Source organism: Aerococcus sp. 1KP-2016 (assembly GCF_002252085.1).
Lineage (GTDB): Bacteria > Bacillota > Bacilli > Lactobacillales > Aerococcaceae > Aerococcus.
Window position 1 is genome coordinate 12,959 of record NZ_NEEY01000026.1, and the last position, 14,837, is coordinate 27,795.

Below are 14,837 nucleotides of genomic sequence, written 5' to 3' on the forward strand. Positions count from 1 at the left end.
GCTTTTCTTATACTATTAAAAAGGGCATAAAAGGGTTTGTGACAGCTCCGCCACAAACCCTTTTTATATGGCTAAATAGTTCGTTTTATTCTCCGTAGAAGTGTTTAGAAGCGATTGCTGCACCTTCTACAAGGGCTTCTAATTTAGCCCAAGCGATTTGCTCGTGTAAACGTCCACCTAAACCACAGTCAGTTGAGGCAACGACGTTTTCTGGTCCAACGATTTCACCGAAACGGATTAAGCGTTCTGCGATTAATTCTGGATGCTCAACCGCATTTGTTGAATGTGATACTAAACCAGGAATGATGTATTGGCCTTCTTTTAAGCGGCCTACTTTTTCCCATACTTTCCATTCGTGCGCATGACGTGGACTTGATGCTTCAAAAGTAAATCCTGCTGCATTTACTTCTAAACATTGGTCAACGATGTACTCTAATGGAATATCTGTTGTATGTGGTCCATGCCATGAACCCCAGCAAATATGTAATCGAACTAAAGCTGGATCGATACCTTTTAAGGCACGGTTAATAGCGTCAATACGTAATTGTAACCATCTTTGGAAGTCTTCAACTGATGGCTCTGGATTGATTTGGTCCCAAGCTTCAGCCAAGTCTGGCGCATCAATTTGAACGATGAAACCAGCATCTGTGATTGCTTTATATTCTTCATGTAATGCGTCTGCTAAATCATTTAATAAGGCTTCTTCATCACCATTGTAGTAGTTATCTTGTAGACGAGCTGCTGAACCTGGAGATACAGCTGCAATAAATCCTTTATCTAAGTTGTTTTTAGCTAGTGAAGCTTTTAAGAAATCTACGTCACGTTGTACTTGGTCTTGACCAACGTAAGTCACTTTATCAGCGAAAACTGGGTTCCCAACAGCTTTACGTTTACCTAAAACACCGGAATCTGGATCTTCATAGGCAGCTGAGAAAATTGCACGGTCACGACGATCAGAGAATGATGTTAATTTAATATTTCCTGGTGTTGAACGAACTTTTTCAGGGTTGGCCCAACGGTCTTGGTCAGTCATTTCTAAACCACCTAAACGGTAGAATGAGTAGTTCCACCAGGCACCAAAGTCTACTGGCCCAGATGTGATATGACCATATTCACCATCATTTACAATGTCGATACCAAGTTCTTTTTGTTTTGCAACAACTTGATCCACTGAATTTTGGATAATTTGATTGTATTCTTCGTCTGAAATTTCATTTTTTGCACGACGGTCATTTGCCTCTAATAATGTTTTTGGACGTGGTAATGAACCTACATGTGTGGTTAAAATTTTCTTGTTTTTCATAGCTAAAACCTCCATCTTGTTTAGATAAATTGTAACACATCTACAAAACTATTATGTATTGATCAAAGTATCGAAAACTATCAAGCTTGATTAGGAAATTTTGAACACAATGATTGAAAATATGGTCGAAATAACTATTTTTGCAAGAATTCTATGTAAGCAAAAACAGGCTGGGAAGAGCCCCAACCTGTTCTTATCTCGTCTGAATATAATAAATCTTAGTTACTAATCTAAGGTTACCAAATGATTATTTGATGTATTGAGACTCTAAGCCTTCAGCTTCTAAGTATTCACGTAATGGTACTAATTCTTCAGCTTCATAACGTTCTTTGTAAGCTTGATTTCTTCTTCGCTGTATAATTTAGAATCTAATTCTAATGTTTCTACAGGAATTGGACGATCATTAGTGATCTTAGCATCGATTACAACTGTCTTACCTTCTTTGTAAGCTGCAACAGCGTCAGCCATTACTTGGTCCATATCTTCGATACGACGAACAGTGAAACCAACAGCACCTTGTGCATCAGCAATCTTAGCGTAGTCTACATCAGTGAAGTCAACACCGAATAAGTTTTTGTTTGTGTCTTCATATTTGTTCTTGATGAACGCATATTCAGTATTTGCAAATACTACGTTGATAACTGGCATGTTGTAACGTACGTTTGTAACAACGTCAGGATATTGCATAGAGTAAGCACCGTCACCCATTAAGTTAAATACTTGACGATCTGGGTAAGTGTTTTTAGCACCTAAACCACCAGGGATAGCGATACCCATTGATGCGAATAATGGTGAAGTTCTCCACATATTTTTAGGTGTCATATGTAAGTGACGAATTGAAGTTTGAGTTGAGTTACCAACATCAATAGAGAAGATTGCATCTTCATCAGCGTATTTGTTGATCGCGTTGTAAACTTGGTAGAACTGTAAGTCACCTTCAGTTTTAGTCTCCAATTTGTTCATGTATTCACGCCAGTTAGCAATATTCTTCAAGTTAGCGTTCCACCATGCTGATTCTTCAACAGCATCAACTTTAGCTAAGATAGCGTTGATTGCTTCACCAGCATCACCTAAGATTGTTACATCTGCGTGGTGACGTTTACCTAACATAGAAGCATCGATATCGATTTGGATGAAGTGCTTAACGTTACGGAAAGTACCTTCTACTTCAGCAAATGGGAAGTTTGAACCTGCAAATAATACAGTGTCTGCTTCTAAGATTGCTTCATTAGCTGGTTTCCAACCAACACGGTATGTAGAACCAGTTAAACCTTCGAAGTCCCATTCGAATGTTTCAAAGTTTTTACCTGTAGTGATAACTGGTGCTTTGATTTTACGAGCTAATTCTTGAACTTCTGGACCGTGACCCATAGTACCAATACCAGCATAGATTACAGGACGTTTAGCATTGTTTAATGCTTCAACTGCTGCATCGATGTCTGCGTCATTGATAGCTGATGGAATGTAATCACGTAAGCTGTTAGCTGATGTGTACCATGCATCTGCATCGATTTCTCCACGTGGGAAGTCACCAGGGATTTCTAATACGGCAACACCGCGTTTAGCAATCGCTGTACGAGCAGCTTCGTCAACCAATTTAGGTAATTGTTCAGCATAAGCAACACGACGGTTGTATACCGCAATGTGGTCGTACATTGGGTTTTGGTTTAATTCTTGGAATGCGTCCATGTTTAATTCACGTTGTGGACGAGAACCTAAGATTGCAACTACAGGAATGTTATCCATTGCTGCATCATATAAACCATTGATTAAGTGAGTAGCACCTGGACCACCAGAACCAACAGTAACACCTAAGTTACCGCCGAATTTCCATTGCATTTCAGCAGCCATAGCCCCTACTTCTTCGTGTTTTACTTGGATGAATTTTACATTGTGACCTGGTTCACCCATTGCGTCCATAAATGCGCTTAATGTACCAGAAGGAATACCATAAACTGTATCCGCTCCCCAGCTTTCCAAAATTTTCATTACGGCTAAACCGATATTGATTTTGTCTTTTGACATATTAGATTGCCCTCCATGTATTTAAAATTTAACAACTTGAATTCTAGCATGTAAAACAGTTTCGTCCAAAGATTTCATGAAATTCATACTTGTGAGCCAAATATTTATCCAAAAAAGCCATTTTCCAGTACAATATCGTTCTTTTTTTGGCGTTTTTGGCACCAAGTGATACAAGCGCCTGAGTTGTACTAGTACAGTTTACATACGTCATTTTTATTGGTAATTAACGACTTTCTGACATTTTAAAAATAACCAGTGTTACACATTTGAGTTTGATGATAATTTGACTAATAATAAGTATTTTTTGCTACTAAAAAGACATGTGACCATCCTATTTACCACTAGTGAATCAATTTTCAATGTATACTGCCGGCAATCCCCCCATTCAATGCTCTTAAATATAGCAAAATAGAGGTTGAACATACGCTCCCCCTCTAAATACTTTTTCTTACCGTTTCATTTCGGCTTTCAGCTCTAAAATAATATCTCGAGCTCGGCCGCTTTTTCGAAGTTCAATTCTTTGGCAGCTTGCTTCATTTCTAATTCTACATTGCGTAGCGCTTGCTCTTTTTCGTCTCGTTTTAATGAACGGATTTGTTCTGTTAAAGAGTTGCTCATTTCTTCTGAATTTACATGTGTAATACGGATAGCATCACGAATGTCTTTCTTGATGGTTTTCGGTACAATCCCATGTGCTTCATTATAAGCTTCTTGAATCCCACGACGGCGGGCTGTTTCATCCATAGCTCGTCGCATAGAATCAGTGATATGATCCCCATACATGATTACATGACCGTTTTGATTACGTGCTGCCCGACCAATTGTTTGAATCAATGATCGTTCATTACGCAGAAAACCTTCTTTATCCGCATCTAAAATAGCCACCAATGAAACTTCCGGAACATCAATACCCTCACGAAGCAAGTTGATACCTACTAATACATCGAATACACCTAATCGCAGATCACGAATAATTTCCGTTCGTTCAAGTGTCTTAATATCAGAATGTAAATATTTAACTTTAATACCCACATCTTCTAGATAGTCCGTTAAGTCCTCTGCCATACGTTTGGTCATGGTGGTAATGAAGACACGCTCCGCCCGGTCGATTCTTAAATTAATTTCACCAATCAAATCATCAATTTGGCCGTCAATCGGACGTACTTCAATTGTTGGATCCAATAGACCTGTTGGACGAATGATTTGTTGTACAATGTTATCTTCGCCAGATTTTTCCACTTCATAGTCCGCTGGTGTTGCAGATACATAAAGGGCTTGGTTTAATTTTTCTTCAAATTCTTCAAGTCGCAAAGGACGGTTATCTAATGCTGATGGCAAGCGGAAGCCATGGTCAATTAATACCTGTTTACGTGCCTTATCTCCATTATACATACCCCGTACTTGTGGCATAGTCATGTGAGATTCATCTACCATCAATAGGAAATCTTCAGGGAAGAAGTCTAATAAAGTATAGGGTGCTTCACCTGGCTGGCGACCATCCATATGACGTGAGTAGTTTTCAATCCCATTGCAATAACCCATTTCTAGTAACATTTCAATATCATAGCGCGTTCTTTGTTCTAATCGTTGTGCTTCTAACAATTTGTTATCATCACGCAATTCCTTCAAACGTGCTTCCAATTCTGCCTCGATAGACTTAGCAGATTTTTCAACTTGGTCATGATCCACAACAAAGTGAGTAGCTGGATAAATCGGAAAATGTTCGACTTCATTCCGTACCTCACCAGTTAAGGCATCGACTTCACGAATTCTATCAATTTCGTCACCAAAGAATTCAACACGTATCGATGAAGAGTCATGTGATGCTAAGAACACGTCCACAATATCGCCACGCACACGGAAAGTACCACGTTGAAAATCAATGTCATTTCGTTCATATTGATTTTGTACTAAACGCAACATGAAAGCATCCCGGCTCATTTCTTGCCCTTGTCTAATTGAAATCACGTGTTCCCGGTATTCTGCTGGGTTTACTAAACCATAGATACACGATACCGATGCAACAATCACCGTATCACGGCGTTCTAAAATAGCTGAGGTTGCTGAGTGACGGAGTTTGTCAATTTCATCATTGACTGAAGCACTTTTCTCGATATATGAGTCACTTGAGGGTACATACGCTTCTGGTTGGTAGTAGTCATAGTAGGATACAAAGTACTCAACCGCATTATTAGGAAAGAATTCTTTTAACTCACCATATAACTGTCCCGCCAATGTTTTATTATGCGCCAAAATAAGCGTTGGTCGATTGGTTTGTGCAATCACGTTGGCCATTGTAAAAGTTTTCCCCGTACCAGTACCACCAAGTAATACTTGTGCGGGTTGCCCTTTTTCAATCCTGTCGACAATTTTTTGAATAGCTACGGGTTGGTCTCCACTTGGTTCATATTCTGAAACTAATTCAAATTGATCTTTCATCATGAACCTCTCTTTCTTGTTTCATTTACACTATTTCATATCAATTTATTATACCATCAAGGCGCTTAATGCAAAAATAATTTCATCTTTTTGATATGTGCGCTGCAAGTTGCCTTTTGTTTCATTTCGAATAAATATATGCCTTTTCATAAATATACCTTGACTTGTATAGGTTAAATTCTGTATAATATTGTCTGTTAGTGACAAGTTCACTCTTATAATTTGACAAGAAAGTAGGTGTTTTTAATGCCAAATATTGAATCTGCAATCAAACGTGTTCGTCAAAACGAAACTGCTAATACTCGTAACAGCGCGAAAATCGCTTCTGTACGTACTGCTGCTAAACGTTTCGAAGAAGCTGCTGCTACAAACGCAGACAACAAGGAAGAATTATTCCGTTACGCTTCTAAAGTAATCGATTCAGCTGCTAGCAAAGGTTTAATTCATGCTAACAAAGCTGCTCGCGAAAAATCTCGCTTAGCTAAAAAATTATAATTTGTTCTTGGTAAATGGTGTTACCAAATTCAAGTAAACAAAAAGAAGGAAAATGACGTACGCATTTTCCTTCTTTTTTTGTCGTCTTTTTCTTAGCCCATGGCCCGTTTACCACAAAAATCTAGAATGAACCACTCTATACCAAGATTTTGATCCACTTTACCTTGTTTAATATCAAAGTCTAGTTCAATCAATTTCATATAGCCCAACATCAAACGTTCTGGTGCATACGCCCGCATTGCTTGAGCGGCCATTTTAATCCGGTATGGATGCCCACCAATTGTTTTGGCAATCGAACCTTGATCATAACCTGCCTTAGATAATTGCACAATTTGGTATAGAGGCGGAAATTCGATTGTAATAAACCTAAGATGGCAATTGGCTGCTGTTTCTGTGCAATCAATTCCCTATACATAGCAAGCGCTGCCCCTGCATCCTGACGCATAATATAATCCGTTAAATGGAAAATATTGTCGTCGATTGTTGGGGAGACTAAAACATTTACATCATGCTGGGTAATTTTCTTTTCTTCACCAACATACAACATCAACTTATCCATTTCACGAACGGACAAGGTTAATTGATAATGCGTACGTTCCAAAAATAAGCCCATCGCTTCCCGTGTAATATCAACACCTTCGGATTTCACGTACCGTTGCATGAAATCTTTTACCTGATTTTCCGCCATAAAAGCAGTATCTACAAAGGTAGCCTTCTTTTTCAACTCTTTGACAATCTTTTTACGATTATCAAGACTTTCATAATCTGCCACGATTACCACAATAACCTCTTCTGCTGGATTATCCATATAAGCCAACAAACTACTATCATCCTGTTTAATTGCGCCCTTTTTATGCTTACCTGTAAGAAATAAGGGATGACGCAAAATAATCAAGCGTGGTTCGTTGAAAAAAGAAATGGTATTCGCTTCAATTATCGCATCTGTCAGATAATCTTCTTCCAAATCAAACGAAACGTAATTCATCGAATTGACTTCATCCGTTAAAAAACGGTTTTGAATCGTTGTTAAAAAACGATCAATGAGGTAGTTTTCTGGTCCTTGTAAGACATAGATGGGGTCAAACTGCCCATGTTCCAATGCCTGGATTGCTTTTTGTAACTCCATTTCATACCTCCTCAATTTAATGCACTGTTTCTATTTTAGCTGATTTTGGCCAATAAATATAGTGAACAGCGCCCATTGTATCGGTACGAAAAATTTCTACGTTCGCCTTACCCAAGTCCGTCACTACCCGCTCACTTGGATGACCATAGCGATTCCCTTTTCCTACAGAAATCCATGCAATTTTTGGCCGCATTTTTTCAATAAATGTTTGTGACGTAGAATAATCCGATCCGTGATGTGCAACCTTTAAAATATCCACCGGTACTTGGGGCAATTCAGCTTCTTGGTCACCTTCAATATCTCCCGTAAACATAAAATGCTGCTGTCCAATCTGACCATATAAAACTAAGGAATCCTTATTCTCTCCATTACTCACTTCATTAGGTGCCAAAACATGTAAATTTGTGTGGGCATCTACGCCTATCTGATCACCAGTCCTCAACCAAACAATCTTCATATGAGGATTACGTCCCGCATTGATGCCTGCCTGAATAGATGTAAGTGATGCCAAATCATTTTGCATGCCAATTGGAAGATATAGCGTTTCAATAGGAAAAGTAGCTGCAATCTCCGCAAACGATCCTATATGATCATAATCACCATGTGTCAAAAAGACACCCTTCAATCGCCGAACACCTGCAGCTTTATACATAGGGATCAGTTGCCGTTCAGCGATGGAGTCACTATCCCGTATTTTCCAGGCATCTTCCGCTTTGGTTTCCTTGGCAAATTCAGCGAAATTCATTTTCCCAGCTAAATCAATTGCATAGACAGCAGATTGATGCGGCATTTCAAGCAAAATACTATCCCCCTGGCCTACAGCCACCATAACAACCTGACCATATCTATGCAGATAGGGATTGGCATACAGCAACAGTATTGCAAGGCTTATCAAAACATTTGCTGACTTTTGAAATTGATGTTCATTCAAAGCGACGAGGAAATAAAGTAGACTACACACAAAAAATATGAGGACCCACGTTTGGGGGTGACCAGTAATCCAATGGAACCATGTCCAAGTTTGGGCGAATTTGGCAAGACCTTCGACACCTTGAATAATGTATGCAATTGCAGTTTGAAACCACCAAAAATAATTGGCTATGTTCAATACATGTAAGGCTAATATACTTAATAAGCCGGGAAATAGAAAAGCGGCAAATATCCAAGCATAAAAATAGTTTAACAATAAAGTTGCCCAAGAAAATTCATAGTAAGTCATGATTAGGAAAGGGATGGTTACCAAGGTACAAGTGAAACTCTGCCACAATTCCACTAATAATGGATGCCGGTATCTTCCTTGAATGGCATGTCCAGTGAATAAAATAGTGTAGGAGAGTGCAAAGGTTAATTGAAATGAAAGACTAAAAACCACTTGTGGATCAAGGACCATCAAGATAATCATAGCCCAGGTAGTCCCCATGATTGATGAGGGCTGTTGATTACGTCTATCTTGAATAACGTTATAGGTATAGGCTGTGGTTGACCTAATTAATCCATACGGCATACCTAATACTAATGTATATAGACTGAGCATAAGAATTGCAATGAGGTCAAAGTCTTCCACTGTAATGCCCAAACGCAAAAATATATGCTTGAAGATGCGCAAGAAATATTGGACATGGAATCCCGAAATAGAGAACAAATGAATAAGGCCAATTGACTGGTATGCTGAAAGTGCATCTTCGTCAAGCGCATCCATTTGATTAAAGAAGAGGGATAAACTATAGGCTCGTATGGTCGGATTTGATAGTGTATCTAGCCAATTTGTAATGGCTTTAGACATATTGGGTAACCAATAGTCATACGTGATGAGTGGGGATATTATCTTTATCTTATCGGCCGACAAAATCCAATAAATATCATGACGTTTTAAATACGCTTGATAATTAAATAAATAGCGATTATCATTTTGATTTGGACGTTCTAAGTTGCCTGCTATTTCTAATCTCACAGATTGATGAACTGCCTGCCATTCTTTTTGACTTTGTTCATCTGGCAAACGGTAAAATACCTGGACACGTTCTTGCATGCCATCCTTGGTATTAGACGTCTCCCCTTTTAATGACAACAAGTCCCCTTCCACCTTAATATCGGTAACTGCTACATCCATCATAAAAATTTGCGCTTCACCATCTAAATGACTGACCGCTTGCTGTTTTTGGTAAACAAAACAGATAGCCAAAAGTAACTGGATGACAATAAACCGGCCTAAAAATTTGCTGTTCTGAAGACAAATAATCCGTAGCCACCACAGACTATATAATACCCATCCCCATACATGAAACTGAAAAATCACCAAAATTAACAGCAAGATCGCTATTGCATGAAAAATCAGACCGTGTTTCATCTAGTCAACCACGATAGCTTCACGCAAATTTTCCATAGTCTTTTCCCCAATTCCTGATACCTTATCCAAATCATCAATGGTTTCAAATGGTCCGTTCGCTTCGCGATACTGAATAATATCACTTGCACGTTTCTCCCCGATACCTGATAAATTTTGCAATTCACTAGCATCCGCCGTATTGATGTTAATAAGTTGGGACCCGCTATCGCTATTCTCGCTAACTACGACATTTTCACTAGATGTTTGGGTGGCTTCTACTATTGAAGCCACACTGGCCTGTACTTCCTCCCCAATTTTGGGTACATATATCACCATTTGGTCAGTAACTAATTGTGCTAAATTCACTTGCGCTTGATCAGCATCCGGCATTAAACCACCTGCTAGTGTAATCGCATCGTGTATTCGCATGCCTTTGGTTACCGGCACAACCTGGGGCACATTAACGGCACCCTTCACATCCACATACCATGTTACTGATTGGCTCGTTTCACTTATAGTAGTCTCCAGACTAGACGTAGCACTTGAGGCGCTATCACCAGACCCACTGTCAGATGCTGTAGATAGTGATGATGAGGCCAACTCATCATTTTCTATAGCTAGCGCGTCATCCGCTATAAACGACACTTCTGTTGATTCGACTTGAGACTGGATGGGCACGACAAAGAACCGGGTAGCCGTATAGACCCCCAGTCCCATGAGTATTATTATTGTTATGCCACTCACTAGCAAGAGCTGTTGGTACTTTGCCCAAAATGCTTGGAGTGAACTGTTCTCAAAATCATTTTTTAATTGAAATAGATATTGCTGGATTCGATTCATTTTTCTCACCTCATCTAGTTTATACGTAGAAAAGGTGGAAAAACGCTAACTAATTTTCAATATCCGCATATTTTGAGATAATAGCTTCATTCACATTTGCTGGTACGACATCTGATACATCACCCTTAAAACGCGCAACTTCTTTAATGATGGAACTTGAAACGAAGCGATATTTTTCGCTCGATAATAATAAGACTGTTTCAATATCTGGTGCTTGTGTTTTGTTCATCATGGCAATATTGGTTTCTTGTTCAAAATCTGCACTATTACGTAGTCCGCGAATTAGCACATTACAACCTAATTCTCGTGCGAAGTTTACTGTTAAACCAGATTTCAAATACAAAACTTCCACATTAGCCAAATGCTTCGTCGCTTCTTTAGCTAAGGCTAATTTTTCTTCACCTGTGAATAAGCTCGTCTTCGTTGTATTGGTTGCAACAGCGACATAGACAAATTCAAATATATCAGCTGCACGTTCAATCATATCCACATGCCCCATGGTTAACGGATCAAATGAACCTGCATATAAAGCTTTACCTTTTCCTGCCATTAAATTTCTTCCTCCATTCGATAGATAACCAGCCGCGTGATGCCATATGTCACATCTTTGATTACTTGCAATTGCCCAAACACCTCTGGTAAAACGTCCTCCTTGGATAATTCACATACTAATCGCCCATGTGCTGCTATCCAATGATCAGCCAAGAAGGCCTCAATCACATCCACCAACTGTTGTCCCTTGTATGGAGGATCAAGGAATACTAAATCAAATTGTAAGTCCGGTTGCTCGCGGCGCAATTGTTGAATTGCTTTACGATTATCCCCAGACTTTAAAATATATTGATCTTCGATACCGACAGCTGCGACATTTTCTTTAATTGTCGTAATTGCCTGTCGATTCTTTTCAAAACCATATACTTGAGCAGCTCCTCGGGAAATTGCTTCAATTCCTAAAGCCCCTGAACCAGCATAGAAATCCAACACACGTGTATCCTCATCAAAATATGGACCAATAATATTAAATAAAGATTCTTTAATTTTATCGGTCGTTGGTCTAGTATTATTTCCTGGCACTGCCTTCAAACGGTGTTTACCATATTTTCCTGCTATGACGCGCATAGACTAGTCACCTCACGTTATCAATTTGTTCTCATTTTACCATATTTATAAAAAGCTGATACATTGACTTGGCTTATTATACATAAAGAAAAAACGGTTAGAATCATTTCCAACCGCTTTAGTTAACATATGTCACATCTTAAAACATTTGTCCTAAGAAGAATGGTAATTGTTTACGCCACCAGATCCAGTCATGCGAAACATCTTGTCCCCACTCAGCGAACCAAGCAGGAATGTCTTTTAAGGCGAAAGCCTCGCGTAATTTATAGTATCCTGGTAAACCGTCTTGCTCCCAGTCACCTAGACCAGTTACGACAACAATATCCGCACGACGTAATTGATCTAAGAACCAAGGATCATCCAAGGTCCAGATATAATCAGCCGGTGAATTGTAGTAGACGGTTTGGTCATCACCGAAGTCACCACCAAAGAAACGTGCATCATAGACACCTGATAAGGCCAGACACTTCGAAAAAACATCCGGATGCTTCAATTGGAAATTCAAGGCATGGTAAGCACCCATTGAACATCCTGTTGTCATCATTGGGTCAAACCAGCCTGTATAGTGCTTAATAAAAGGAATAGCTTCTTCAATCACATAACGCTCATAGGCATTATGAGCTTCACTACGGTCATGTAATGACTTCCCTTGATTCAACCATGATTCTTGATCATAAGTAGATAAGGTAAAGAATTGAATAATCCCTTCATCCACAAAATATTTTGCTGCTTCTACCATACCAAAATCAGCAAACTCATCTTTTGAGCCACCAGACGATGGGAAAACAACGACCGGCATACCCGCATGGCCATATCGATTGAGATACATTTCTTTTCCTAGTTGTCCTGAATAATGATGCAAAAATTCTACGTGCATGGGCTTTCCTCCAGTTTTTATTCCTAAATGGGTTGAATATTATTGTTCAACGCGTTGGTGAACATAGTTAAATACTTCATCAACTTCGGCTTGCGTATCCGCTAAAATACCATAGAATTGATTACCTTGTAATGCAGCAAATCCGTCCGGCATCCGTTTAGAGAAAACAAAACGGTTGCCATAATGGCTACGAATGTCTGCATCATTATGTGCATAAGTAAATTGATCGCGTTGTGATAAAGCGACACAGTATTGATTTGCTATGTCTGAGTGTTCAAATGGTAAACCAGCAACAACGCGCGCATATTGTTGGAATAAGTCAATATGATTTGCAAAATTATACATATCGATTGTATAACCACCAGCTACGCGGTTATTATACTCGACAGCTAAGAAATCATCTCCATCTTCAAAGAATTCAATATGGAAAAATCGCTCTGTCATACCAAATTGTTCAACAATAGCATGTCCATATTTACGTAATTTTTCAGGCATTTGTTTTTGAATGCAATAACCAAAATCACCTTGGCGTTTGATTACTTCAAGGGTCGGTTCTTTGTAATATAAACCTGTTTCAAAAACGATATTGCCCTCTTGATCGATTAAACCGTCAAAAGATAATAAACGCGCATCCTCGATATACGGTTCAAAGAAGTAGGGTTCTTTTTCATCCCATTCGGCTATGAATGTATCTACATCCGCATCATTGATTAACTTGTAAGTCGCTGAGGAACCTACACCTGAGTTGGGTTTCGCTACTACTGGTAAACCAAGTTCTTTAACCAGACGTTTCACAGAGGTTTTCTTGTTTGCAATTTTACCAGGAACCGTAGGCACACCTGCCTTTTTGAACAGTTTTTTCATTTCAGATTTGAATTTTACTTTCTTCAAATCGCTTGGTTTATTACCCAGAATATTAAACTCTTGGCGAATTTCAGCTTCCAAGTTCAACCAATGTTCATTGTTAGACTCGATTCGATCAATTTTTCCATGTTTGAAGTATAAGTATGCTACTGCTCTTTTCACTTCATCAACTTTTTCTAAGTTATTTACTTTATAGTATTCAGTCAAATCGCTTTTTAAATTAGCGGATAATTGATCATAAGGTTCTTGACCAATACCCAACACAGTAAATCCTTGTTTCTTAAGTCGATTAGTGAATAATTGGAAATTTTCTGGATAAAATGGTGATGTCACGATAAAATTCATGAATTTTCCTCCGCTCTCTATTGTTTTTCAAAAATATTAATTTTTGATTAGAATATCAATTTTATTATAAACGCTAGCCTTAATAAAAGCAATCGCGTTCCGGCTCACGAAAACGTGTTCATCTTTAATGACATAGGCCAATATCTCATTTTATCACAATCTATCTCTTAACTTAAAAATCATTTTAAACATAAAGAATTTCCCTCATAATTATTAGGTCATTTGCAGTCTTCGTCTCCTTCTAATAAAATGGACGTGGAGGTGTTTTTATGACACAAGAAATACTATTTCGTCCTATACAATCAAAAGATTATGATGACCTTCATAGATTAACACGAGGTGCATGGTTCTCAGAAGACTATAAAAAGTATCCAACTGCCACAAATGCTTGCGTAGACCTTGATATCATTCATGCGCTATCTGATACCTCTTTTGGCAGAGTTGCTGTCGTTGATGGTCAAGTTGCAGGACTAATACTAGCTTCAGCCAATCAGGCCTCAAAAGATTTGCGTATGATTGTACCGAGTCCAAAAGAAGCTATTTTAACTTTGCATCATCAAGAAGCAGCGGTTCGTGATTATTTCTATAAAATGATGGCAGAAGAGCAAAGAGCAGATGATGATTTATATCACAAAGCGTCACAATCCGTTAACTATCAAGGCCGTATAGTCTTATTTATTGTGGATCCTAATTTCCAAGGTTTGGGTTTAGGCGGAAGGCTATTTAGACTAGCCAATGAATACTTCACTGAACAAGGCGTTGACAAATACTATCTATTTACAGATACCTCTTGTGACTATTCCTTTTATGAACATAAAGGCTTGCGTCAGGTGAATCATATAAGAATAGATGAAAATCATCCTTACGAAGTTTTTCAAAACGGGGACAAAGAAAAACCTTTCACCTTTTTCCTTTACGATAATCAATAAAAATAACCATAATAAAAAGGAGTTGAATCTCTACCCGAAAACTGAACACTCAAAAAAAGAGTGTTGTTAGTTTTCGGGTTATTTTTATGCAATTTTTCGGTATACTTTATTTGCGTTATACAGAAGGGAGTGGGCATTTTGAGTAAAAA

10 protein-coding genes and 2 pseudogenes are annotated in these 14,837 nt (G+C 38.6%); 2 read left to right on the forward strand and 10 right to left on the reverse strand.

Annotated features, from left to right (window positions below; translation table 11 throughout):
- Nucleotides 1-85: 85 nt before the first annotated feature.
- From B9P78_RS06015 to uvrB, 3 genes and pseudogenes are all read right to left on the reverse strand, one after another.
- A complete protein-coding gene (locus tag B9P78_RS06015) occupies nt 86-1,303 on the reverse strand; it encodes a cobalamin-independent methionine synthase II family protein (protein ID WP_094518595.1) in 1,218 nt (405 codons plus the stop codon).
- 303 nt (nt 1,304-1,606) lie between these two features.
- Nucleotides 1,607-3,328, reverse strand: coding sequence for a pyruvate oxidase (gene spxB / locus B9P78_RS06020; protein WP_369824357.1), 1,722 nt, complete (start codon nt 3,326-3,328; stop codon nt 1,607-1,609).
- A gap of 448 nt (nt 3,329-3,776) precedes the next feature.
- Nucleotides 3,777-5,770, reverse strand: a pseudogene (uvrB, locus tag B9P78_RS06025) (excinuclease ABC subunit UvrB).
- Between the two features lie 243 nt (nt 5,771-6,013).
- Between uvrB and rpsT the strand changes: the two are divergent.
- On the forward strand, nt 6,014-6,262 hold the full coding sequence (gene rpsT, locus B9P78_RS06030) for a 30S ribosomal protein S20 (RefSeq protein WP_094518596.1): 249 nt from the start codon (nt 6,014-6,016) through the stop codon (nt 6,260-6,262).
- 92 nt (nt 6,263-6,354) lie between these two features.
- Here rpsT and holA read toward each other — a convergent pair.
- The 7 genes and pseudogenes from holA to B9P78_RS06065 form a co-directional block, all read right to left on the reverse strand.
- Nucleotides 6,355-7,388: pseudogene (holA, locus tag B9P78_RS06035) on the reverse strand (DNA polymerase III subunit delta).
- 16 nt (nt 7,389-7,404) lie between these two features.
- Nucleotides 7,405-9,735 (reverse strand): DNA internalization-related competence protein ComEC/Rec2, encoded by a 2,331-nt coding sequence (locus B9P78_RS06040; RefSeq protein WP_094518597.1) that lies wholly within the window; start codon nt 9,733-9,735, stop codon nt 7,405-7,407.
- Nucleotides 9,736-10,554 carry a helix-hairpin-helix domain-containing protein gene (locus B9P78_RS06045; RefSeq protein WP_094518598.1) on the reverse strand — a complete coding sequence of 273 codons (819 nt, stop codon included), beginning with the start codon at nt 10,552-10,554 and terminating at the stop codon, nt 9,736-9,738. It abuts the gene before it with no gap.
- Nucleotides 10,555-10,603: 49 nt separating this feature from the next.
- Nucleotides 10,604-11,104 (reverse strand): pantetheine-phosphate adenylyltransferase, encoded by a 501-nt coding sequence (gene coaD / locus B9P78_RS06050; RefSeq protein WP_094518599.1) that lies wholly within the window; start codon nt 11,102-11,104, stop codon nt 10,604-10,606.
- Nucleotides 11,104-11,673 carry a 16S rRNA (guanine(966)-N(2))-methyltransferase RsmD gene (gene rsmD / locus B9P78_RS06055; protein ID WP_094518600.1) on the reverse strand — a complete coding sequence of 190 codons (570 nt, stop codon included), beginning with the start codon at nt 11,671-11,673 and terminating at the stop codon, nt 11,104-11,106. Before rsmD ends, coaD begins: the two co-directional genes overlap by 1 nt.
- Nucleotides 11,674-11,812: 139 nt before the next feature.
- Nucleotides 11,813-12,550, reverse strand: coding sequence for an esterase family protein (locus tag B9P78_RS06060; RefSeq protein WP_094518601.1), 738 nt, complete (start codon nt 12,548-12,550; stop codon nt 11,813-11,815).
- Between the two features lie 39 nt (nt 12,551-12,589).
- Complete coding sequence (locus B9P78_RS06065) at nt 12,590-13,759, reverse strand: acetyl-CoA carboxylase biotin carboxylase subunit family protein (RefSeq protein WP_094518602.1); 1,170 nt, start codon at nt 13,757-13,759, stop codon at nt 12,590-12,592.
- Nucleotides 13,760-14,028: 269 nt separating this feature from the next.
- On the opposite strand from B9P78_RS06065, the gene B9P78_RS06070 reads away from it, so the two are divergent.
- Complete coding sequence (locus B9P78_RS06070) at nt 14,029-14,688, forward strand: GNAT family N-acetyltransferase (RefSeq protein WP_094518603.1); 660 nt, start codon at nt 14,029-14,031, stop codon at nt 14,686-14,688.
- Nucleotides 14,689-14,837 lie beyond the last annotated feature (149 nt).

What these genes read in the sequence shown, in the direction of transcription:
- B9P78_RS06040 (WP_094518597.1), bottom strand. Translation starts at nt 9,735, where the DNA reads ATGAAACACGGTCTGATTTTTCATGCAATAGCGATCTTGCTGTTAATT.
- spxB (WP_369824357.1), bottom strand. Translation starts at nt 3,328, where the DNA reads ATGTCAAAAGACAAAATCAATATCGGTTTAGCCGTAATGAAAATTTTG.
- rpsT (WP_094518596.1), top strand. Translation starts at nt 6,014, where the DNA reads ATGCCAAATATTGAATCTGCAATCAAACGTGTTCGTCAAAACGAAACT.
- B9P78_RS06015 (WP_094518595.1), bottom strand. Translation starts at nt 1,303, where the DNA reads ATGAAAAACAAGAAAATTTTAACCACACATGTAGGTTCATTACCACGT.
- B9P78_RS06045 (WP_094518598.1), bottom strand. Translation starts at nt 10,554, where the DNA reads ATGAATCGAATCCAGCAATATCTATTTCAATTAAAAAATGATTTTGAG.
- B9P78_RS06065 (WP_094518602.1), bottom strand. Translation starts at nt 13,759, where the DNA reads ATGAATTTTATCGTGACATCACCATTTTATCCAGAAAATTTCCAATTA.
- B9P78_RS06060 (WP_094518601.1), bottom strand. Translation starts at nt 12,550, where the DNA reads ATGCACGTAGAATTTTTGCATCATTATTCAGGACAACTAGGAAAAGAA.
- rsmD (WP_094518600.1), bottom strand. Translation starts at nt 11,673, where the DNA reads ATGCGCGTCATAGCAGGAAAATATGGTAAACACCGTTTGAAGGCAGTG.
- coaD (WP_094518599.1), bottom strand. Translation starts at nt 11,104, where the DNA reads ATGGCAGGAAAAGGTAAAGCTTTATATGCAGGTTCATTTGATCCGTTA.
- B9P78_RS06070 (WP_094518603.1), top strand. Translation starts at nt 14,029, where the DNA reads ATGACACAAGAAATACTATTTCGTCCTATACAATCAAAAGATTATGAT.